Below are 22,357 nucleotides of genomic sequence, written 5' to 3' on the forward strand. Positions count from 1 at the left end.
AAACTACGATTCAACCAAATCAAAGAGCAAATTGTTCTTTGGCTCGAATTTTTACTGCTTATTTTTGCAGATGTATTTTTGGTAAAAAATCTAAAAACTCAAAAAGTGGGTTCTTAAGGAATGACTAGTTAAGTTGTTTCATTTTTTCGCTGATAAAAAAATTTTCAAACAAAGCGCCCACATCCTGTCTGCTTTGCAACGGATTAAATTGCCCAATAATAGCGTTTCTTATTCCGTTATCGTAAAAATAGATTTTTGGTTTTGCTGTAATTTCATTTCTTTGATTGGTTGAAAAAGGATGTAGTCTAAAAATAACATATACTTTTTCAAGCAAATCGATATAATTGATTACTGTCATTCTGTCAACACCTAATATCTTCGCCAATTCATTATAAGAAACTTCGCCCCCTAATTGTAATGCCAATGCGTTTAGCAATTTCATTAACAAATCGGGTTTTTTGATATTAACTAATTCTAAAATATCTTGGTACAAATAACTTCCAGAAAGTTCTAAAAGTCTTTTCTGTTTACTAGTCTCAGTTACCACTTCCGGATACATGCCGTAGATTAGAAACTCCTCTAAACGAGCATAAGCATTAGCAAACGAGTAATGATTTTTAATTTCACTCCATGACAAAGGAAATAATTGATGTTCCCATTTTCTGCCCGTTAACGGTTCATTAATTTGATTGCCTAAGTCAAGAGAGGAAGAACCTGTTAAGATGAATTGTTTATTTAATTTTGCATCGATTAATATTTTTACAGCTACACCTATGTTTTCTATTCTTTGGGCTTCGTCAATCACAATGGTGTCATAATCCGTGACTAGCTGTAATAGAAATTGGGAATTAGCAGTAGCTAATTGTAATCTAGTTTGTGGGTCATCTCCATTAAGAAACAAGGTTTTTTTACCTTCTACTATTTTTTGAATTAAGGTTGTTTTACCTACTTGTCTAGGTCCAATAACAACAATAGCTTTTTTATTGTCGCAATCGGCAACTAAATTCTGGGTTATAGTTCTTGTTATCATATTGCAAATATAATAAATTCTGTTTAAAACCACAAAATAGTATGTGTTTTTGGGGTTTAAACCCTAATATATTATAAAAATTCGCTAGAATTAAAAAAGGAATGTTTCTGTCCTTCCGAACTTGTTTCGGAATCTGAAAATTTATTGAAAAACTAAAAACCCTCTAAGAGTTTAAAACTCCAAGAGGGTTAATTGTTTTTCGAAACCTTGCAGGAAAATAAACTAGTTTTTAATAATAGTATACCCTTTATCTATATCATTAACTTTTACCAAATACGTACCTTGAACTAACTTTTCAATATTTATGGCGCCTTCTAAAGCATTTACTTTTTCTTGTTGCACTAATTGACCTAACGTATTGTAAATGGCAATTTTCTCCACTTGAACGGCAGATTTGAAATTTAAAATGCTTGTTGTGGGGTTGGGGTAGAAATTAAACCCATTTACTACAAAATCTTCATTACTTAAATTCTGTGTTACTGTGATTGCAATTCTTGAACTTTCACACCCGTTTACTGTTTGACTCACATAATAAGTAGCACCATCAACCAATACAGTACTCAATGGTAGTGGTGTACCTCCAGTAGAATTACTATACCATTGTAAATTAGTTCCTGATACGGATAAATTTGCTAACGTCCCACCAGAATTAAATGATTGGTTTGCACTTGCTGTTGGTGCTGTTGCAATTTGGTTTAAAATGATGTTTGCTGTTGTAAATGTACAACTACCATTAGTTATAACACATATGTAAACACCTGGCTGTGTTGCAGTGTAAGTATTAGTATTTGCACCGCTTATATTTACATTATCTTTTTTCCACTGATACGAATTAGAAGAACCGCTAGGCACACTTAAAATTTGAGTTCCACAAAAGTTTACTGTTCCATTTGGTTGTGATATAAATGTTGCCGATAGAACCGTTGGTTCGGAGGTTTTAGAACAGCTAGTTGAAGCTGAAGTAACTCTTACAGTATAAGAACCTACTGCAGTTGGTAAATGAGTTGCATTTGTTGCATTAGCTATAAGATTCCCGTTTAAAAACCATTGATAACTTAAACCAGTACCCGTATTAGCTTGTAATGAAAAATTACTTGAACCACAAACTAAAATTTGACCAGATGGTGAAATTGTGGAGGTTGGTTGTGGTTTAAATATAATATTTATTGAATCGGTATAAGTACTATTTTCTAATGTAGCTGACACGTTAACACTTCCGGCTTGAGTCGGTGTAAAAGTAACGGTGTTTCCTTGACTTCCATCAAACCAAGTTGGAGTATAACCATTCGGGCCAGAATAAGTTAATGTAACGCTTGAACCTTGACAAATTTCAATAGAATCTCCCTCTGCGATAAGTTGTGCATTTGGATTAGCTCCATATGGAAAAACTGTTTTTTTGAATAAAGATCCCCATAAATTATTTACATCTCTTGCTCTAATATTAAATAAAACAGGGCCGGTTGCCATATCCCAAGTGGCTTGAGTTCTAAAAACAGTTTCTACCGCCTCATCTAAAGCACCATCAAAAGCAACTATTTGCGTCCCGTTTCCTTCACCTGGGTCAAAATTACCAAAGAAGTATTCGAATTTTGTTAATTTTATTTGTCTTGTAGTAAAAGTGTTATTATTAACAAAAACAGCTTTTTTAAATGTTGGCCCCCACTGATTATTACCGTCCTTAACTCTAATATTAAATAAAATTGGTCCTTGAGTAGTAAATGAATTTACTTGAGAAGCAATAATACTTTCTACTCTTTGATTAAATTGAGTGTCCTCAGCTGTCAAAGTAGTACCATTCCCAAAGCCCGGGTCTGTTGTGCCCCAAAAATATTCACCAGCTGTTACTACAGGATTTTGTGCAACAACAACTTGAATACAAACAAAAAATATCAATATATATTTTTTCATAGCTTAATTTTTATGATATCCTTTTGCTTTTATTTCTACATTTTGCCCTGGAAACAAATCGGCAGGCATATCTAAATCAAAAATAAATGCTTTGCTATTGTTCGGATTTGCAGCATTATAATTTAATTGTGAATAAGGTCCTCCATTAACTCCTCTATCGTTTAAAGTTAAATCAATATCATAAAAATTGTGATTTGGATTTCCTCCATTAACAGCAGTAGTTGAACCAATAATCTTTGTTAATACCAATGGGTTTCCAGCTGTTGGTATTGTACAATCTAAATCAATTCCATTATATGTCCATTCAAAAAATCCAGAAATTGTTGGATTTGGAAATTGAGAAGGATATTGGCCACCAAAATTACATTGATTAGAAAAAATTTCTGAAGTATAACAACCAATATTACAGTTAGTATTACATTGAGCACCAAAACTACTAACATTTGTTCCTAAAAATTCATTACTACTAACTACAATATTATAATAAGGCACATTAATATATGACACTAATAAATTAGAATTATTTGAAAATGTATTATTTATTACATAATTTTTTAAATTTGGATTTGGATTCCATCTTTTTAATATTAAAGAAGTTAATGAATTATTAGCAACAACAACTTTAAAATCATCATTATATACTATAATTGAAGTTACTACATTAGCTACTATTAAGTTTTTTTCTAAATTACTTTGATTTGATAATGCTTCATCCATTAATTTAATTGACCCAGAATTATTAATTGCAACATTTCCATATTTAATAGTTATCTCATTGCTAATTGTGTTTTTAATAATATTTGATTCATAAAAATCATTATTAATATTTAAATTTGTTGAAGAACAGTTAATTATTGAAATTTTTGCTCTATTTGAATAGCTACCTGAAGTTATTGGTGATGAACTAAAAGAGTAAATGCCTAAATTAAATCCAGTTATTTCAAATTTCATTCCAGGAAAACCAGCTATTGTAATGTTGGCATTAAAATTAATGGTAGTGCCTGGTGTTTGTGGCATAATTTGTAAGGATTTACCAATAGTTAATGCTGCTTCATTATATGTACCAGAAGATACAATAATTTTATCTCCATTTACTGCCGCTGTAATTGCAGAAGTAATGTTTGTAAATAATGTAGTGCCATTACCCGCAGTTAAATTTGGGTTTACAAATCGGTCAATAGCATACGATTGAATACTAAATGCTATAATAAATAATGTAGTTATTTTTTTCATTTTTAAATTGATTTTTAATAATTTAGTTTTTAATAATTGTTTCTTAATATTATATTATCAAGCGTTTCTTTAGAAAAAACATCCAAAACTAGCTTAGCAACATAAGGACAATATTGCGTTTGAGGACATTCTTTCCAATGTGCCAATGAATAGTAACCAACAGTCCTTACGTTTTCAAAAGAATGAATTTTTAAATAATTGACTCTACCGATAACATTTACTATCAAAGAATTTTCAATTGTAACTTCTGTTTGATTAGCAACTGAAAAACCATATTTTATTTTCAATTCATCATTAGAATAAGAAAATTCAAAATAAGTTTCCTCGCCAAGTGTTTTACATTGTTCCATAAATAATTTTTTTTGCTAAAATTACCTTATAAAAACAAAAAAACACTCTAAAAAATTTCTTTATTTGATTAATTTATTCTAATTTTGAACTATTAATTCTGATGTTATGATACAGCAACCTGAAATTAAGATTAAACAAATTCGTGAATTGAAGAATTTTACGCAAGAATATGTCTCGCAACAATTAGGGCTATCTACCCGTGCGTATAGTAAAATTGAAACTGGTGAAACGCAATTAACCATCAATAGGCTAAATGAAATTAGTGCTATCTTAGAAGTTCAACCAATGGAAGTTTTAGGGTTTGATGATAAAAAAGTTTTTAATTTTTACAATTCTAATGACATAAATAATGTTAAGAATATGAATATGCCCGAAAAACTGATTCAGCAGTATGAAGAAACCATACAAGCGCTAAAAGAACAAATTGCTGTGATGAAGTTATTAATGGATAAATAATGTGAGATTCTTTCAGAATGACAAACAATGTGTAAAATACTGAATACTAAAAACTGAATATTAAAGTCTTTGAGATTCTAAAACAATCCCGAAGTTTCGGGACTAAAATCTCCAAAAACTTACCTTCCAATTCATTCATTTGATCATTGCCTTTAAACCGGATTTGTTTGGCGATGAAGTAAAGCAAAAACCAAACAATAACCATCATTAGCATTACGAGAAAATCCATTGTTGTCGAATTTTTCAAAACATAGTCGGAGTAGGCGATACCCGCGAAAATCACAAAAATTCCCGCTACCATAAAATGCAAAAACATAAAAAGTGTCCACAAAGTGGGTTCTGGACCAAATAATCCTCGGATATGTGTTTCGTTGTTTTCTTTTGGTTCCAATTCCAAGTGCAAATGCGGCGACCAATATTCGCGTTTTGTCTCTGGGATATTCATCCAGATATGATTGTGTTTGATTTTTAGATGACAATCTTCGGAGCAATTCACTTTATAATCTTCAAATTTTTGACGTACAGACTCAATGTTTTCATTCACATCTTTGTAAAAACGCAAGCGAAGTCTTATTTCATTTTTGGCATCCATAACAACATTTTTTGGGTTCAAATTGATTAAAAGCATTGCAAAATAGTAAAAAAATTGATAGTATGGTATTTAACACTACCTTTGCAAAAAATAAAAATACTGTATTTGGGATTTTTAACTAATGGAAATTTAGGAAAATAGATTCTAAAATCTAAACGTCACCCTGAGCTTGTCGAAGGGCTAAAATAATAAAAATGAATAATATTGTTGCGATAGTAGGAAGACCTAATGTAGGGAAATCAACCCTTTTTAATAGGCTGATACAAAGAAGAGAAGCTATTGTAGATTCAGTATCTGGGGTGACCCGAGATAGAAACTATGGTAAAAGCGAGTGGAACGGAAAAGAGTTTTCTGTAATTGATACCGGAGGATATGTCCGTGGATCAGACGATGTTTTTGAAGGCGAAATCCGCAAACAAGTGGAATTGGCCATTGATGAAGCCGACGTAATTATTTTTGTGGTAGATGTCGAAGAAGGCATTACGCCAATGGATGATGTGGTGGCTAGATTGTTGCGTAAAGTAAAAAAACCTGTTTTACTTGCTGTAAATAAGGTAGATAATTCGATGCGTGAAAAGGATGCTCTTGAATTTTATAACCTTGGATTAGGTGAGTTTTTTACGTTTGCTAGTATTTCGGGTAGTGGAACAGGAGATTTATTGGATGCTGTAATAGAAGCATTTCCGATTAAACCTGAACCAGTAAAAGAAGAAGTCGTATTGCCTCGTTTTGCAGTTGTAGGTCGCCCGAATGCAGGAAAATCAAGCTTTATAAATGCTTTGATTGGTAAAGAAAGATTTATGGTTACCGACATTGCGGGAACCACTCGTGATGCCATTGATGCCAAATTTGACCGTTTTGGATTCGAATTCAACTTAGTAGATACTGCAGGAATTCGTCGTAAAGCGAAAGTGAAAGAAGATTTAGAATTTTATTCGGTGATGCGTTCGGTTCGTGCTATTGAACACGCGGATATTTGTATTTTGGTCATAGACGCCACTCGTGGATTCGAAGGACAAGACCAAAGTATTTTTTGGTTGGCCGAGAAAAACAGAAAAGGAATAGTGATTTTAGTCAACAAATGGGATTTGGTCGAAAAAGACACAATGTCAACCCGTGATTACGAAGAGAAAATCCGAAAAGAATTGATGCCATTTACCGATGTGCCTATTCTTTTTGTTTCGGCATTAACAAAGCAACGTTTGTTGAAAGCTTTGGAGGCTACAGTTCAGGTTTATGAAAATAGACAACAACGTATTGCGACTTCAAAATTTAACGAGTTTATGTTGAAAGTGATAGAAGCTTATCCACCACCAGCAACCAAAGGAAAATACGTGAAAATTAAATATTGTATGCAGTTGCCTACGCTAACACCACAGTTTGTGTTTTTTGCTAATATGCCACAATACGTGAAAGAACCTTATAAACGTTACCTCGAAAATAAAATTCGCGAAAACTGGGATTTCTCAGGAGTTCCAATCGACATTTATATTAGAGAAAAGTAAAAATGAAATCCCGAGCAATCGGGATTTTTTTATGATTATTGGTTGGCAGAAGTTATAAGGTTTTTACTAAAAGAGCGTTTGTATTACTATTTTATAATTAACTTTAAACCTTTGAACTTTTTAGGAGTCCAAGTACTTGTATATCTTAATTTCAATATGTCTAAATACTTTTGTTTTTCTATACTTTTCTTTTTTTTACTTACCTCAAATGCGCAAAATGACATCAGTGTTAATGGAACCGTTTTAGATATCAATACACAACTGCCTATTGAGTTTGCCACCGTGTTTTTTTCAAATGTTAGAGACTCAACAGTAATCGACTATACTACTACAGATAAAAACGGGGTGTTTCAAATCAATACCAAAAAGTACGAAACTCCGGTTTTTTTAAAAATAAATCATACCGATTATCAGCCATTTGTTGAAGAACAGCCTAGTCTTTTAGAAAGTAAAAATTTTGGAAAACTTTATCTATTGAATAACAAATACGCTTTGAATGATGTTGTCATTGTTCAAGATGTACCGGTCAAAATTAAAAAGGACACCATAGAGTTTAATGCTTCTTCGTTTAAAGTTCGTCCGGATGCAAATGTTGAAACCTTATTGAAGCAATTGCCTGGAGTTGATATTGATAGCGATGGAAAAATAACCGTCAATGGTAAGGATGTGACCCAATTTTTAGTCAATGGGAAGCCTTTTTTTGATAAAGATGGTGCCATGGCTTTGAAAAATTTGCCAGCTGACATCATAAGCAAAGTTCAAGTCTCTGATTTTAAAACCAGAAAAGAGGAATTGGCAAAACAAGAATCAACATCCGACTTTGCGAGTATAAACATCACTATTGATGAAAAGAAAAACAAAGGAGTTTTTGGCAAATTTTTGGGGGGTTATGGATCTAGTGATCGTTATGAGAGTAGTTTTATTTTGAATTTTTTTAAAAATAAACAGAAAATAAGTGTTCTTGCGTCTTCCAATAATATAAATGCAACTGGTTTTTCGATGGACGATGTATTTGATAATATGGGGGGTGGCCGTAACAATAAAAAAGAAGTTACGGCGTCGGCCGGAGGAAAGGGCATAACGCAATCCAATATAGCAGGATTTAGTTATTCGGACGAATGGTCGAAAAAAATGGAAGCAGTGGGAAGTTATGATTTTAAAAATACAACGAACACCAATGAGAGCAAAGCCAAACAACTGAACTTTTTACCCACGGGAGCCAATATAACCGACTCCGATTCCAAAACAAAAAATGAAAATACTAGCAACAAAGCTAATTTTGAATTAGAATATAAAATAGATCCAACAACAAGACTGGTTTTCACTCCAAACCTCAGTCAAACCCATTCTAATAATAGCGCTATAGCTTCAAGCAATACGCAAAACGACAAGGGAGAGGCTCTAAATGAAAGTGAATCAAAATCAACTAGAGAAAACGACAATTTTCTTTTTGGAAATACAATCAATTTCAATAAAGTTTTCAAGAAAAAGAACCGCAATTTTAGTTTTGTTCTATCTAATTCAAATAGTAAGAACGAGTCGGATGGTTTAATTGTCTCCAAGACCGTTTTTTTTGTAAATAACCGTCCGAATATAGAGCGAAATCAGAACAGTTTAACCAATACCACCCTAGGTTCCTATTCAGTCGATTTGGAATATACCGAGCCGATTACAGATTCTTTGCGTGTTCGTGTTGGAGTAGATTTAGATTGGAGTAAAGACGAGAATGATTTGAAGACCTATGATTTTGACGCTTCTACTCAATCCTATTCTGATCTAAATGAATTGCAGTCTAATTTTTTATCTTCAAGTCGCAAGTCGATACGACCAAAAGTTGGATTAACTTATGATAAGGAGAAATACAGCTTCAATTTCAATTCAAGTACGGCGGTGACCGATTATGATAATCAATCATTGTACCTGAATAAGGAAACAGATTTGAATCAAAAATATTTTCTTCCCTTTCTAAATGCTCAAATTAGATATAAAATCAGTCGTTCCAAGTATTTCTCGATGAAGTACGATTACAGCAATTCACTTCCGACTGCTTTACAATTGATGCCAGTGGCGAATTTGTCAAATCCGTTAAACACCATTCTTGGTAATCCAAATTTGAATCCTAGCGCAACGCAAACAGCTAGTGTCAGTTTCAAAAATTATAATTTTAGGTCTCGAACAGGATATAATCTGTATTTAAAATCGGATTTTTATAAGGATGAAGTTGTATCCACTGCGATTTTTGATGCTAATGGAAAAAAAACAACGACTTATATCAATATCGATGATACCTTTTCAACTTCGATTGGTGGAAGCTGGAATAAGAGCGTCAAGAAAGAGGCTCATGTCTGGCGATACGGTTTGTCTTTAAATGGGAATTATTCTTTTGACAAAGGTTTTACCAACGCAGTTTTGTATAATACTCGCGCCTTGAGAGTTACACCTGCGATATATTTTAGTTATGATTATGGCGAAGTATTAACCATTGCACCATCCTATCGTTTTACTTATACTGAGAATAGATACGAGAATTATTTGATTGATGCCAATTCGAATGTTTTGCATAAAGTAAATTTGCAAACGACCACTTATTGGCCAGAGAATTGGGTGTTTGGGAATGATTTTGGGTACAATTATAATTCTAATCTTTCCAGTGAATTCAAGAAGGATTTTTATTTATGGAATACCAGTTTATCCTATAGTTTTTTTGATAAAAAAATGATGCTGAAGGTGAAGGTGTATGATGTTTTGAATCAAAACCAAAGCGCTACGCGAACTTTGTCCCCTACTGCCATTCGCGATGAGGAAAACACAGTTTTAAAACGCTACGCTATGTTTTCATTAACATACAAAATGGGAGAATTTCGAGGTAAAAAGAAAAAGTATAAGGAAAAACAAAAAGAGGAAGATGAAATTTAATCTTGATTAAACCTTTTGCCAATTTGATTGTCTAAAAACTATAACCTAAAAAAACATATAATGAAAAAATTAATGATTGCCGTACTGCTTTTAGTTGGAGTTTCTAATTATTCTCAAGAAGCAAACGCTCCTAAAAACAAAAAGGACAAAGGTTCGAAAGAAATGAAATCTCCAGAACAACGAAATGAAGCTATGTTAGCCAAAATGACTTCTGAATTAAGTTTGGATGCTAAACAACAAGCTCAAATTAAACCAATTATTGCCGATCAAAGTGCAAAAATGGATGCAATGCGCGCTCAAATGAAAGCCAATAAAGAAAATAATGTGGAGCTTTCAGATGCCGATAAAAAAGCAATGAGAAAAACGCGTATAGCAGATAAGGAAGCAACTGACAACCAGATAAAAGCAATATTAACTCCAGATCAATTTGTAAAATACCAAGCAATGCAAGAAGCCGGAAAAGCTAAAATGCAAGACCTGCAAAAACAAAAAGCGGGAGAATAAAGAGACCTTTTTTAATTTTGCTAAAAAAGTCCCAACTTATAAAAGTGAGAAGGGACTTTTTTTATGCCGTCTTTTACAGCGTAATTTTATGAAAAAAAGTAAACCGAATAATGTCTCGGTTGAAAAAATCTACACCGTTAGCACGTTGCTGAAAACTGTTTAAATAGCCCAATTCTAGTGTAATATTTTTGTTGATTCCGTACTGAAGAGCAACATAAATTCGGTTTTGGTCAAAGGTGTTTTTTACAATATTTTCTCCGCCATTGACCATCAATTCATCGTAAAGAATGGCTTTCAGGTACTGATTTTCTTTTTTCCAAAAATTATAATCTGCTTGCAAGCGATAGCGAAATCTCCAAACAAAAGTTGTTCCAGAAAGCAGGCCAGCTTTATTGGCATTGTGAAAAAAGCGTTCTTCTATCTGAAAGCGGTTGGATAAGGTGACTTTGCCTAAATTTTGTTTCCAACTGATGTCCTGTTGGATCCGATATTCAGGAATGTCAAAGTGAAAAGTCTGTTCTGGAACTTGAGTGGCTACAGAAAAATAAGCCACCCCAGCGCCAATATCCCAATCATTGTTGATTTTGTAACGGCTGTGCATTCTCAGCACAAAGAGATTTTGCTCCACTGGGTTTAAAAAGATCCGATTGTCAAATTCCGAATGCAAAGACCATTTATTGTTTAAGGTGAGAATATTGTAATAACGTGTCCAAAGTAAACTCTGGTGATCTATGTTTTTTTCGGTTTGGGCTTGCAAAAAGCAACAAGTCAGAAACAGAAATAGGGTGTGAATAAATTTCATTCAGTTTATTTCAAATTTTGGCAAATTTAAACAAACTTAATTTAAAAGAAGTTTATTTTTTCAGGACTATTATGATTGTAAATTGCATCGATTTAGAAACAAAAAACCCATCAAAAATCAATTTGATGGGTTTTAAATTCATATTTATATATGTTATAAAGTATATTTCAAAGTAAGTCCATACGTTCTTTGATCTCCAAGCACAGCAGCATATTGCCCTGAATTTCCACCAGCAGGTAATAATTGCTCGTAGTAATCTTTGTTCAATAAGTTGCGTCCCCAAATGTGCACAGATAAACCATCTGCTACTCTGAAACCTAAACGACCGTTAAAGATAGCATAACCCGGAACTATTAAATATTTCGAAGCAGAAGGACTTGACGAGAATTCTGAACGAGCATAACCATCAAGGGCTATAAAGAATTTCCCTAAGTTTCCGAAGAATTTAGCATTTTTAGTATATTCACCTCCAAGGTTTCCTGCCCATTTTGAAACACCGGGCAAATCCGTTCCAGAAACGTCTTTGAACGATATTGCAGATCCTGTTTCTTCTAATGGAAGTGGTGCATTTGTAAATTTAATATACTTACCATCAGTATAAGTTACAGCTCCGTAAACACTAAAATGGTTGTTAACTTTAAAGCTAGCATCTAATTCTGCTCCTTTTACTCTTACTTTATCTGCATTGGCAAGATAGCCACGATTCACTCCTAATTCAGCTGCTTGAACATTGGTTTGAAAGTCTTTAATGTCTGTATTAAAGAAGGTAAGGTTTAAAATAGAATTTTTAAAGGGAGAAGTTTTCACACCAAATTCATAATGGTTTACGTCTTCTGGCTTAATTACGGCAAGGTCAAGAGCGGGTTGGCCAGCAATGGTTGGAAGACCTGCCACATTCACACCAACTGGTTTGTAACTTTTTGCATATGTGGCATACGTATTAATTTTGCTTGAGGCCTTATAAGAGACTGTTAAATTTCCAGAAAAGTCAGTGTTATCGGTGCTTGAAGTAAACGCTTGATCTGTATAAACCAATTTTTTCAAAGCAATTAATGCAGGGTTAGAAGTTTGAAGACCCCCGTAGGTTTTACGGTCGTAATCAGCATCCTTTTTGTCATAATTGTATCTTAAACCGGGTAATACGTGTAATTTCTCTGTAATAGCCCAATCCAATTGACCGAAAACTGCCGCGCTGGTTGAATGGATTTTAGCATTGGTTTTTATTCCATATCCTTCAAAAAGACCCGGAGTTTGCCATAAAGCAGTGTTGGGAGTGCTTTGAGAAAATCTCCATTGTGCATTTCCTGATTCCTCTGTGCCTTTAGTTTTTGTTGTTTGGTCAATAAAAAACACACCCACAACACCATTAATTTTTGAAGTTAGTTTACCAGCATAGCGAACCTCTTGTGTTACTTGTGTTTGCCTTGATGGGTTTTGTGATTTGGCAAGCACTTGCAAACCTGTAAAATCTCTATCATTGGATGGGTCCCAAGTCCAAAAGCGCCAAGCTGTGGTTGAGGTAAGTGTTCCACCACCAATTTTTGAGTCAATATTTAAAGAGGCTCCACCTAAATCCTGTCCAGAACGCCAAGGAGTATCGTGGTCAATCTTACGGTCAAAAGCATTCAAGCTTGGAAGTTGGTAATTTAAATCAGCAATAATTGCGTTAAATTGACGATAAGCAGCTCTTTTTGTAGGAGCAACACCTGCAACTACTTGTGCATATCCGTCAGGACGTTGCGTTGTTATGTCTGCAGCAAATGTAATATTGGTTTTATCTGTCGGAGTAAAAAGCAATTGCCCTCTAATTCCTTGATTGTTTAGTGTATTAGTAGGTCGTCCTGTTACAATGTTCTCGATTAATCCATCACGTTGCGTTCCGGAAAATGATAATCTACCAGCAACTTTTGGACTCAAAGCTCCTGTAACAGAGGCTTTGGCTTGAATGTATTGGTAATTACCATAACTCACTTCAAAGTCAGCACCTGAAGTAAAACTAGGTTTGCGAGAAGTGATATTAAAAGCACCCGAAGTGGTATTTTTTCCAAACAAAGAGCCTTGCGGACCGCGTAATACCTCAATTCTTTCCACATCAATAAAGTCAAGAGTAGTTGCGGCAGGACGAGCATAATACACACCATCAACATAGAAACCTACACCTGGATCAATACCATCATTGGTAAGTCCATACGGAGAACCTAGGCCACGAATGTTGATTCCGGTATTTCTTGGATTTGACGAATACAATTGAACCGATGGGACTAGTTCTTTGATGCGATTCACGTTGAAAGCTCCAGCTTGTTCGGCTTGTTTTCCTGTTACTACCGATACAGCAATAGGAATGTCTTGTACTTTTTCTATTCGACGTCTTGATGTAACAACTACCTCAGATAGCACTTTTTCCTCTCCAGTAGAAATGGTTATTTGTAATGGTTTTGCATTAGTAGGTAGTTCGGTTATTTTAATTTCTTTTGTATTATAACCAGCGTATTGGACAATAATTGTAAAGGGTAGTTCTTTGGCTTGAATGGCAAACTTGCCATTAACATCTGAAGTTGCATTATTGGTAGTTCCTTTTACCACTATATTAACACCTTCTATAGGTGAATCTTGATCGTTTTTCACTACACCTTCAATTGTGTTTTGTGCATAGGAAGTAGAGAAAATAAAAAGTAATAGTAATGTCGTTATTACTTTTGTATTGATATTTTTCATTATTATATAAATTATATGTAATTAGTAGAGTTTAAATTAAATTTTTTTTTTTAAGCCAACACATACACATCATCATATAGTCCTGCTTTTTAATTTTTATTAATTCTTTTTCTAAAAAAGCGAATTTGTTTTGACTCGTTTTCATACGTTTTAATTTGTCTTGTTAATACTGCGTTAATTTGCCGCAAATATATAATTAATTCTATATAATTAGTAGGGTTTAAAAAATATTTTTTTATTTTTTTGCTAAAGAAGCGATAGTAATGCCTTCCATTGCTGCCAAAGTTTTTTCTCGAACAGTGATTAATCCCAGTCTTAATAGGCATTCTGACTCGGTTTTACAATCGTGGCAAGGTTCGTAAAAATTCAAAGACGCACAAGGAAGTAAAGCAATGGCGCCGTCAAATAAGCGATGAATATCGGCCAAAGAGATCGTGTTTTTGGATTTGATGAGATAGTAACCACCTAATTTGCCTTGCTTACTACTTACAAAATGACCTCTTTTAAGCTCCAATAATATTTGTTCCAAAAACTTTTTGGGGATGTTGGCGCCTTCGGCAATTTCTGAAGTCCTAGCAATATAGCCTTCCTCTTGTTGTGCTAAAAATAACAAGGCTTTGAGAGCATATTTGGTTTTTTGTGAAAGCATTTACTTTAATTTTTGGATTTTGCGACTGAACACTAATTCCGATGGCTATCGGAACTGCACACTGATTACTTGATTCTACCAGCTTCCTCCTGAACCACCTCCTGAGAAACCGCCTCCGCCGAATCCGCCACCGAAGCCTCCTCCGCCGCCAAATCCACCTCCAGAAGAACCGCCAAATCCACCACCGCCACTGTTTCTTCCTAAACTACTCAAGATAATAACATCCAGTAAACTTGGTCCACCACCGCCTGAATTTCCAGAGTTGCCGCCGTTGTTTTTATTTTTTGAAGCAAGAACGACAATAATAACCAAAATAATTATGAACGGAATAATGGGAAAATCTTTGCCTTTGCTTTTTGTTTTGCGTTCGCCTTTGTATTTTCCTTTGAAAACATCAAAAAGCGCATCAACGCCTTTGTCTAAACCCCTGTAGTAACTTCCTGCTTTGAATTCAGGAATGATTATGTTTCTAGTAATTTCTCCGCCAATTCCCGCTGTTAATCGGTCTTCCAATCCATATCCAGCTGAAATCCAAATTTTCCGTTCCGCTTTTGCCAATAAAATAATGACACCATTGTCATTTTTTTCAGTACCGCCAATTCCCCAAGTGTGTCCCCATTTAGGGGTTAAAATTCCGATGTCTTCTCCTTTCAGACTTTCGATTGTAATTACTACAATTTGCGTTGTGGTCGAATCGGAATAACGAATGAGTTTTTCTTCTAATTGTGTTTTTTCTTGAGTGCTTAAAACATTGGCATAATCATAAACAGAAGTCTGAAAACTAGGTTTTTCAGGAATTGTAAATTGGGCAAAACTACAATGTAAAGTAAAAAACGCTAGGAGTAAAAAGGTAAATTGAAAAATCCTTTTGGAATTTGGTGTTTTGATATTGGAAATTTTCATCATTTATCCTTTAGATATTTCGTTTGATAATTCATTCGTATCGCCATCGAGATAGGGGAAGTATTTTTGCAATTGTTCGCCAGCTCTTGTTATCCCTTCGATTAGACCTTGTTTGAAATTCCCGGTTTTGAATTGGGAGGCCATGACATCTTTAGTGCAATCCCAAAAATCAGCAGGAACAACATCGTTAATTCCTTTGTCACCACAAATTACAAATTGATGGTCTTTTACAGCAACATAAATCAAAACCCCGTTTTTGAGTTCGGTTGCATCCATTCCCAATTCGTGAAAAACTTCCAAAGCCCTATCATAAGGAACTTTGGAAGTTGTTTTTTCTATGTGAACTCTAATCTCGCCAGAAGTTTCCTTTTCAGCCATACGAATAGCTTCAACAATCGCTTGTTCTTCTTCAGTGGTTAAAAAATCTTCAACTTTTGACATTTATTTTTGATTTAGAATTTTACTTCAACAGGTTTATCAGCACCTTCAACCGCTTTGAAATATGGTTTTTCTTTGTATTTTCCTAAAAAGATACTTTGCGGCATTGCCAATACATAACCATTGTAATCTTGCACCGATTCATTAAAACGGGTTCTAGCGGTAAGAATTTGGTTTTCTGTGCTAGCCAATTCGTCTTGCAATTTCAAGAAGTTTTCATTGGCTTTCAAAGTAGGATATTGCTCTACACTAACCAATAATCTTGATAAAGAAGACGAAACTCCCGATTGTGCAGAGTTGAATGCTGCCAATTGCTCTGGTGTAACATTCGCGGGGTCAATAGTTACCGAAGTTGCTTTTGCTCTAGCTTCGATTACAGCAGTCAAAGTACTTTTTTCGAAATCTGCTGCACCTTTCACAGTGTTTACTAAATTTCCGATTAGGTCATTTCTTCTTTGGTAAGCCGTGTTTACATTTCCCCATTCTTTATTTACAGCTTGGTCTTTTTGCAAGCCAGTGTTCATTATTCCCATTACCCAAAAGGCAATTACTAAGATTAATCCAATTCCAATAATCCAAGGTAAAAATTTTTTAAAATCCATTTTTGTTTAATTTAAAGTTTAGTATTTAAGTTTCTATTTTTAATTTTCATTGTTATTGCAATTGAAATTGCAATTTTAAATCACATTTTTAATATTCGTAAGCTGAACTTTTATGCTTTCCAGCTTGCTGATAATATCAAATTTGTCCAAAGTTTTCTTTTGCCCTTCTTTTAGGTGCGTTCTTGCTCCTTCGAGCGTAAAACCTCTTTCTTTGACCAAATGGTAAATAAGCTGCAGATTTTTTACATCTTCGGGCGTAAACATTCGATTCCCTTTAGCGTTTTTCTTAGGTTTGATAATGTCAAATTCACTATCCCAAAAACGAATTAGCGAAGCATTCACATCAAAGGCTTTGGCTATTTCGCCAATGCTGTAATATCTTTTGTCCGGCGATAATTCTATATGCATATTTCTAATTTATTTTATATCAACATTGTCAACTGAACACTATTTTCTTTTTATGAGCACTAATAACTAATCATTTTTTTTATCTGATCACTGTCAACTGACTGTTTTTTTCTTCTGAACACTATTAACTGAACACTGCCCACTTTTTTTTAAGTTAGTCAAACGATTGGTTTTCCTGATTCGCCAGTTGGGCAATTGCTACATATTCCACCGCTGAAATATTGCCATAATAAAAATTCAACGGATTCACGACTTTACCATTTTTATGGACTTCATAATGCAAATGAGGCCCTTCGGACCGTCCCGTACTACCTACATATCCAATAACATCGCCTCTTTGAACTCTTTGACCCGCTCTGCATTTGTATTTGCTAAGATGCGCATATAATGTTTCATATCCAAATCCGTGCCGAATTACGATATGATTTCCAAATCCCGAAGCCGTATTGTCTGCTCTTTCCACAACGCCGTCGCCTGTGGCGTAAATAGGAGTACCCGTTTTGGCAGTAAAATCCATTCCTTCGTGCATTTTCCTGGCCTTGGTAAAAGGGTCTGTTCGATACCCAAACCCCGAAACCATACTTTTCAAATTCTCATTTCTAACCGGCTGAATAGCAGGAATTGCAGCCAATAATTTATCTTTTGATTGAGCCATTTTTACTATTTCATCCAGCGATTTCGACTGAATAGCTAAGGCTTTTTGAAGAACTTCAACTCTTTTGGTGGTGTAAATAACCAGCTGCGAGTTGTCAAATCCTTCTAGTTCCTTATAGCGATGACCTCCTTTAAAGCCTGACTTTCGTTCCTCTTCTGGAATTGGAGCAGTATTAAAATACACTCGATATAAATTGTTGTCCCTATCTTCAATATTGTCAATTACATCCTCAACCTGATCCATTTTTTTATTCAAAATGGCATAACGTAATTTCAAATTCTCGATTTCTCTTTTTTGCAATCTGTTTTTTGGTGTTTCAAAATAAGGAGTGTTCAACAAAAACACCACACTCAGAAAACCAAACAAGGCCGAAGCCACTAAAAACAACAAAACAACCCCAATTTTCTTTCTTGTTTTGGTAATAATCTTTCTATAGGCTAGATTTTCGGAATCGTAATAATATTTTACTTTCGCCATATTTTAAAATACCCTATTTTTGCACATCGAAAAAAGGTTAGTCGAACAAATTTAATAAATGTTTCAGGTTTTTTTCGTCTTTTAATATAATTTTATCAAAAGATCAAAATCGGCAAACCGTAAAAGAATTAATTCTGACTTTTTTTCTGTGCCTTTTCCAGCTATTCGTTGCAAGTTCTCGTCTTGTAATCTTTTTTTCTAATGAGCCAGCAGGAGCTTCCTTTGGTCGCTCTACCACCTCAAGAGAAAATAGATTTCAAGCCTTCGAAGCTTTCCACTGCAAACACAAAGTGTTGAGTGAACTCCGATGACAATAAGAGCGTGTGAGATAATCTGGGGCATAAAATAACTATATAATGTAAAAAACTTTGTGCCTTAGAGCCTTAGTGGCAAAAAAACAATAAAAATGAAATCACAAGACGTACGCAAACAATTTTTAGACTTTTTCGAAAGCAAAGGGCATCTAATTGTTCCTTCAGCTCCAATAGTGCTTAAAAATGATCCAACCCTGATGTTTAACAACTCAGGAATGGCACAGTTCAAAGAATATTTTTTAGGCAACGGAACTCCAAATAGCAAAAGAATAGCCGATACGCAAAAATGTCTTCGTGTTTCAGGTAAGCATAATGATTTAGAAGAAGTAGGTATTGATACCTACCATCATACGATGTTCGAAATGTTGGGAAACTGGTCATTTGGCGATTATTTCAAAAAGGAAGCCATCAACTGGGCTTGGGAATTATTGACCGAAGTGTATAAAATTCCAAAGGACATTCTTTATGTTTCTGTATTTGAAGGAAACCCAGCAGAAAATGTACCATTCGACCAAGAAGCCTATGATATTTGGAAAACCTTAATCGATGAAGATCGAATTATTTTAGGAAACAAAAAAGATAACTTCTGGGAAATGGGAGATCAAGGACCTTGTGGACCGTGTTCAGAAATCCACGTGGACATTCGTTCTACCGAAGAAAAAGGGTTGGTTTCAGGAAAATCATTGGTAAACAACGATCATCCGCACGTTGTCGAAATTTGGAACAATGTATTTATGGAGTTCAACCGTAAAGCCGATGGTTCTCTAGAAAAATTACCCGCCCAACACGTAGACACAGGAATGGGATTCGAGAGACTTTGTATGGTTTTGCAGGGAGTACAGTCTAATTATGATACCGATGTTTTTACTCCGCTAATTAAAGAAATAGAGTTGATTACAGGAGTGAAATACACCATCAAAGCGGCAAACGAAGCCGAAGATAAAGTAAATATCGCCATCCGTGTCATTGCGGATCACGTTCGTGCCGTAGCCTTTTCTATAGCCGATGGACAATTACCATCAAATGCTGGTGCAGGCTATGTGATTCGTCGAATTTTGCGTCGTGCGATTCGTTATGGGTTTACGTTTTTAGGAACCAAAGAACCTTTTATTTACAAATTGGTCGACACTTTGAGCAATCAAATGGGGGATTCTTTTCCAGAAATAAAATCACAAAAAACGCTTTGTACCAACGTGATTCGCGAAGAAGAAAATTCTTTTTTAAGAACTTTGGATCAAGGCTTGGTTTTATTAGAAAATATAATTTTCAATTCGAAAGAAACTGTTATTTCAGGTAAAAAAGCATTTGAATTGTTCGATACCTATGGTTTTCCGATCGACTTGACGGCTTTGATTCTTTCGGAAAAAGGATTGAGTTTAGACGAAACTGCTTTCGAGGCAGAATTGCAAAAACAAAAAGAACGTTCTCGTGCTGCTTCCAAAGTGAAAGCGGGAGATTGGCAGATTTTGGCTGATGATGATGAGCAAGAATTTATTGGATACGATTACACAGAAGCTAAGGTTAAAATTACCCGCTACAGAAAAGTGGATAGTGTAAAAGATGGGGAGATTTACCAATTGGTTTTCAATATGACTCCTTTTTACCCTGAAGGTGGAGGACAAGTAGGCGATGCTGGAGTACTTGAAACTGCTAATGGCGATGTAATATATATTATTGATACCAAAAAGGAAAACAATCAAATCATTCATTTTACCAAAGAATTGCCTGGAAATCTTTCTGAAATTTTCAAAGTAATTGTTGGTCCAGATATTAGACGAAAATCGGCTGCAAATCACTCGGCAACACACTTGATGCACCAAGCTTTGAGAAGTATTCTTGGAACGCACGTGGAGCAAAAAGGGTCTTTGGTAAATTCAAAAGGTTTGCGTTTTGACTTTTCACATTTCTCGAAAATGACAGACGATGAGTTGAGTCAAGTAGAAGATTTTGTAAATGCCAGAATTCAAGAGCAATTGCCATTAATCGAAAGAAGAAGTATTCCAATTCAACAAGCTTTAGACGAAGGGGCAATGGCTTTGTTTGGAGAAAAATATGGTGATACCGTTCGTGCTATCAAATTTGGTGAAAGTATGGAGTTGTGTGGTGGAATTCACGTTAAGAATACTGCCGAGATTTGGCATTTCAAAATTGTTTCCGAAGGAGCAGTGGCAGCGGGAATTCGTCGTATCGAAGCGATTACTAGCGATGCAGTAAAAGCGTATTTTGAGAACCAAGAAAGCACTTTGATAGAGGTAAAGAATGCATTGAAAAATCCTCAAGATGTGATTAAAGCCGTTCAATCGTTACAAGATGACAATGCGAAATTGAAAAAACAATTGGAAGGTTTATTGAAAGAGAAAGCTAAGAATATGAAAGGTGAATTGGCTCAAGAATTACAGGAAATTAATGGAATCCAATTCTTGGCAAAACAAGTCGATTTGAGTCCAGAGGGCGCAAAGGATTTGGCTTATGAACTAGGAACTTTAGGAAAAAATATTTTCTTGGTTTTGGCCACAGCCGAAGAAGGAAAACCAATGTTGAGCTGTTATATTTCTAAAGAATTAGTTGCCGAAAAAAATCTAAATGCGGGACAAGTCGTTCGTGAATTGGGTAAATTTATCCAAGGAGGCGGAGGCGGTCAGCCGTTTTTCGCAACTGCTGGGGGTAAACATGTAGCGGGAATTCAAGAAGCTTTGGAGAAAGCGATTGATTTTGTGAAATAAAATAAATTAAGTTTTTTAACAGAAACCCTTTCAGTGCATTTGTACTAAAAGGGTTTTGTTTTTAATATAAAACATAGTCAACGGCATAACCGTGGGATGCAGATTAAAAATAGTAGTTCACCCGAAATATTGGGTTTGTACCGATAAATATTGTGCTTTTTATCTTTTTGGGTTTGATTTGCAGTGAATTATAAGGTTTGCTTTTTATCTTATGTCAAACATGATTTAATTTTTTATGAAAAAAACAAAAGAAATAGTTGGGATTCTAGTTGTGGTTTTAATCACTCTTTGTTCTTGCACAAATGAATCAGTAGAAATTATACAGCCACAGTTATTGAAAAAAATTGTTGAAGTATCTGTTGATGGAACTTCTACTATCACGACTTTAAATTATTCTGGAAATAAACTACAAAATATCGATAAAGCGGACGCTTTTTTAGAATTTTACTATACCGGGAGTTTAATTACTAAGATTGTCGAAACCAATAAAGCAACTTCAGGAAAAAACACGTTGGAGTATAATTATGTTGATGGACAATTAAACAAAATCACTTCATCTGATAATTATACAATAAATTACAAACAGAATAAAGATGGTTCTGTCTCCTATGAAAAATGGACTAAAGATTCAAATAATGTTGCTGTTAAGGTTTATGTCGGAACTTTGTTTTTTCAGAATGGAAATTTAATCAAAGACGAAAAAATAATCGAAGATACCAAGAAAGGAATTTTAACTACAAAGACTGTAAATGTTGTAAGAGATAACAGAAAAAATGCATTGCACAATATTTTGGGTTTCAATAAACTTTTGGATTTTGCTAAAAACGTCTCAGCTAACAATTGCATTATCCATACAGAAAGTTGTACTGAAAAACAGTTGGATGTGGATCAGATTATTTCTTCAATAAAAAGATATGATAGTAAAATTCAGTACAATTCAAATGGTTATCCAATAGAAATTGTTTCTGAAAACATAATCTTTGGAGGTGCTGATTCTAAGCATTTGAAATCTCAATTATTCTACAATTAATTTTTATCTTTGAAAAAAGATTATAGGTATAGGCGTTTAGGCCGCCCAAAAACGAAAATAGTATTACCTTTGTCAAATGAGTACAAGGGAGAAATTTATAGGTGTGAATTCAATAACATTTAACAAGCGATTTAAGGAAGATGCAG

At 34.5% G+C, this 22,357-nt stretch carries 19 protein-coding genes; 6 read left to right on the forward strand and 13 right to left on the reverse strand.

Annotated elements, in window-relative coordinates:
* Window positions 1–124 precede the first annotated feature (124 nt).
* The 4 genes from ACIQ1E_RS09445 to ACIQ1E_RS09460 form a co-directional block, all read right to left on the reverse strand.
* Window positions 125–1,030 (reverse strand): ATP-binding protein, encoded by a 906-nt coding sequence (locus ACIQ1E_RS09445; protein ID WP_396170856.1) that lies wholly within the window; start codon window positions 1,028–1,030, stop codon window positions 125–127.
* A 222-nt stretch (window positions 1,031–1,252) separates the two neighbouring features.
* Window positions 1,253–2,938 carry a T9SS type A sorting domain-containing protein gene (locus tag ACIQ1E_RS09450; RefSeq protein WP_396170857.1) on the reverse strand — a complete coding sequence of 562 codons (1,686 nt, stop codon included), beginning with the start codon at window positions 2,936–2,938 and terminating at the stop codon, window positions 1,253–1,255.
* Between the two features lie 3 nt (window positions 2,939–2,941).
* Complete coding sequence (locus ACIQ1E_RS09455; protein ID WP_396170859.1) at window positions 2,942–4,171, reverse strand: hypothetical protein; 1,230 nt, start codon at window positions 4,169–4,171, stop codon at window positions 2,942–2,944.
* A 29-nt stretch (window positions 4,172–4,200) separates the two neighbouring features.
* The gene (locus tag ACIQ1E_RS09460) at window positions 4,201–4,521 is read right to left on the reverse strand and encodes a hypothetical protein (RefSeq protein ID WP_396170861.1); all 321 of its coding nucleotides are present in this window, start codon (window positions 4,519–4,521) and stop codon (window positions 4,201–4,203) included.
* Between the two features lie 106 nt (window positions 4,522–4,627).
* On the opposite strand from ACIQ1E_RS09460, the gene ACIQ1E_RS09465 reads away from it, so the two are divergent.
* On the forward strand, window positions 4,628–4,978 hold the full coding sequence (locus ACIQ1E_RS09465; RefSeq protein ID WP_396170863.1) for a helix-turn-helix domain-containing protein: 351 nt from the start codon (window positions 4,628–4,630) through the stop codon (window positions 4,976–4,978).
* Between the two features lie 46 nt (window positions 4,979–5,024).
* Here the strand turns inward: ACIQ1E_RS09465 and ACIQ1E_RS09470 are convergent, their stop codons facing one another.
* Window positions 5,025–5,570 carry a hypothetical protein gene (locus ACIQ1E_RS09470; protein ID WP_396170865.1) on the reverse strand — a complete coding sequence of 182 codons (546 nt, stop codon included), beginning with the start codon at window positions 5,568–5,570 and terminating at the stop codon, window positions 5,025–5,027.
* A gap of 194 nt (window positions 5,571–5,764) precedes the next feature.
* On the opposite strand from ACIQ1E_RS09470, the gene der reads away from it, so the two are divergent.
* The 3 genes from der to ACIQ1E_RS09485 all read left to right on the forward strand — a co-directional run bounded on the left by der (window position 5,765) and on the right by ACIQ1E_RS09485 (window position 10,495).
* Window positions 5,765–7,075: a ribosome biogenesis GTPase Der gene (der, locus tag ACIQ1E_RS09475; RefSeq protein WP_396170867.1), complete on the forward strand. Its 1,311-nt coding sequence runs from the start codon at window positions 5,765–5,767 to the stop codon at window positions 7,073–7,075.
* A 156-nt stretch (window positions 7,076–7,231) separates the two neighbouring features.
* Window positions 7,232–9,991, forward strand: coding sequence for an outer membrane beta-barrel protein (locus ACIQ1E_RS09480; protein ID WP_396170869.1), 2,760 nt, complete (start codon window positions 7,232–7,234; stop codon window positions 9,989–9,991).
* A gap of 60 nt (window positions 9,992–10,051) precedes the next feature.
* A complete protein-coding gene (locus ACIQ1E_RS09485) occupies window positions 10,052–10,495 on the forward strand; it encodes a hypothetical protein (RefSeq protein WP_396170871.1) in 444 nt (147 codons plus the stop codon).
* Between the two features lie 73 nt (window positions 10,496–10,568).
* Here the strand turns inward: ACIQ1E_RS09485 and ACIQ1E_RS09490 are convergent, their stop codons facing one another.
* The 8 genes from ACIQ1E_RS09490 to ACIQ1E_RS09525 form a co-directional block, all read right to left on the reverse strand.
* Complete coding sequence (locus ACIQ1E_RS09490; protein WP_396170873.1) at window positions 10,569–11,297, reverse strand: DUF2490 domain-containing protein; 729 nt, start codon at window positions 11,295–11,297, stop codon at window positions 10,569–10,571.
* 153 nt (window positions 11,298–11,450) lie between these two features.
* Window positions 11,451–14,012 (reverse strand): TonB-dependent receptor, encoded by a 2,562-nt coding sequence (locus ACIQ1E_RS09495; protein ID WP_396170875.1) that lies wholly within the window; start codon window positions 14,010–14,012, stop codon window positions 11,451–11,453.
* A gap of 235 nt (window positions 14,013–14,247) precedes the next feature.
* Window positions 14,248–14,661, reverse strand: coding sequence for an RrF2 family transcriptional regulator (locus ACIQ1E_RS09500; RefSeq protein WP_396170877.1), 414 nt, complete (start codon window positions 14,659–14,661; stop codon window positions 14,248–14,250).
* Window positions 14,662–14,736: 75 nt separating this feature from the next.
* Complete coding sequence (locus ACIQ1E_RS09505; protein WP_396170891.1) at window positions 14,737–15,564, reverse strand: TPM domain-containing protein; 828 nt, start codon at window positions 15,562–15,564, stop codon at window positions 14,737–14,739.
* A gap of 3 nt (window positions 15,565–15,567) precedes the next feature.
* Window positions 15,568–16,005 (reverse strand): TPM domain-containing protein, encoded by a 438-nt coding sequence (locus ACIQ1E_RS09510; RefSeq protein WP_396170879.1) that lies wholly within the window; start codon window positions 16,003–16,005, stop codon window positions 15,568–15,570.
* Window positions 16,006–16,016: 11 nt separating this feature from the next.
* The gene (locus tag ACIQ1E_RS09515; RefSeq protein WP_396170881.1) at window positions 16,017–16,604 is read right to left on the reverse strand and encodes a LemA family protein; all 588 of its coding nucleotides are present in this window, start codon (window positions 16,602–16,604) and stop codon (window positions 16,017–16,019) included.
* A 75-nt stretch (window positions 16,605–16,679) separates the two neighbouring features.
* Complete coding sequence (locus ACIQ1E_RS09520) at window positions 16,680–17,012, reverse strand: MerR family transcriptional regulator (RefSeq protein ID WP_396170883.1); 333 nt, start codon at window positions 17,010–17,012, stop codon at window positions 16,680–16,682.
* Window positions 17,013–17,166: 154 nt separating this feature from the next.
* Window positions 17,167–18,144, reverse strand: coding sequence for a M23 family metallopeptidase (locus ACIQ1E_RS09525; protein ID WP_396170885.1), 978 nt, complete (start codon window positions 18,142–18,144; stop codon window positions 17,167–17,169).
* A gap of 406 nt (window positions 18,145–18,550) precedes the next feature.
* Here ACIQ1E_RS09525 and alaS point away from each other — a divergent pair, with 406 nt between their 5' ends.
* Complete coding sequence (gene alaS, locus ACIQ1E_RS09530) at window positions 18,551–21,181, forward strand: alanine--tRNA ligase (protein WP_396170887.1); 2,631 nt, start codon at window positions 18,551–18,553, stop codon at window positions 21,179–21,181.
* 235 nt (window positions 21,182–21,416) lie between these two features.
* Window positions 21,417–22,211 (forward strand): hypothetical protein, encoded by a 795-nt coding sequence (locus ACIQ1E_RS09535; protein WP_396170888.1) that lies wholly within the window; start codon window positions 21,417–21,419, stop codon window positions 22,209–22,211.
* Window positions 22,212–22,357: the final 146 nt, after the last annotated feature.

The sequence above is a fragment of the Flavobacterium sp. genome, assembly GCF_044348915.1.
Taxonomy (GTDB): Bacteria; Bacteroidota; Bacteroidia; order Flavobacteriales; family Flavobacteriaceae; genus Flavobacterium.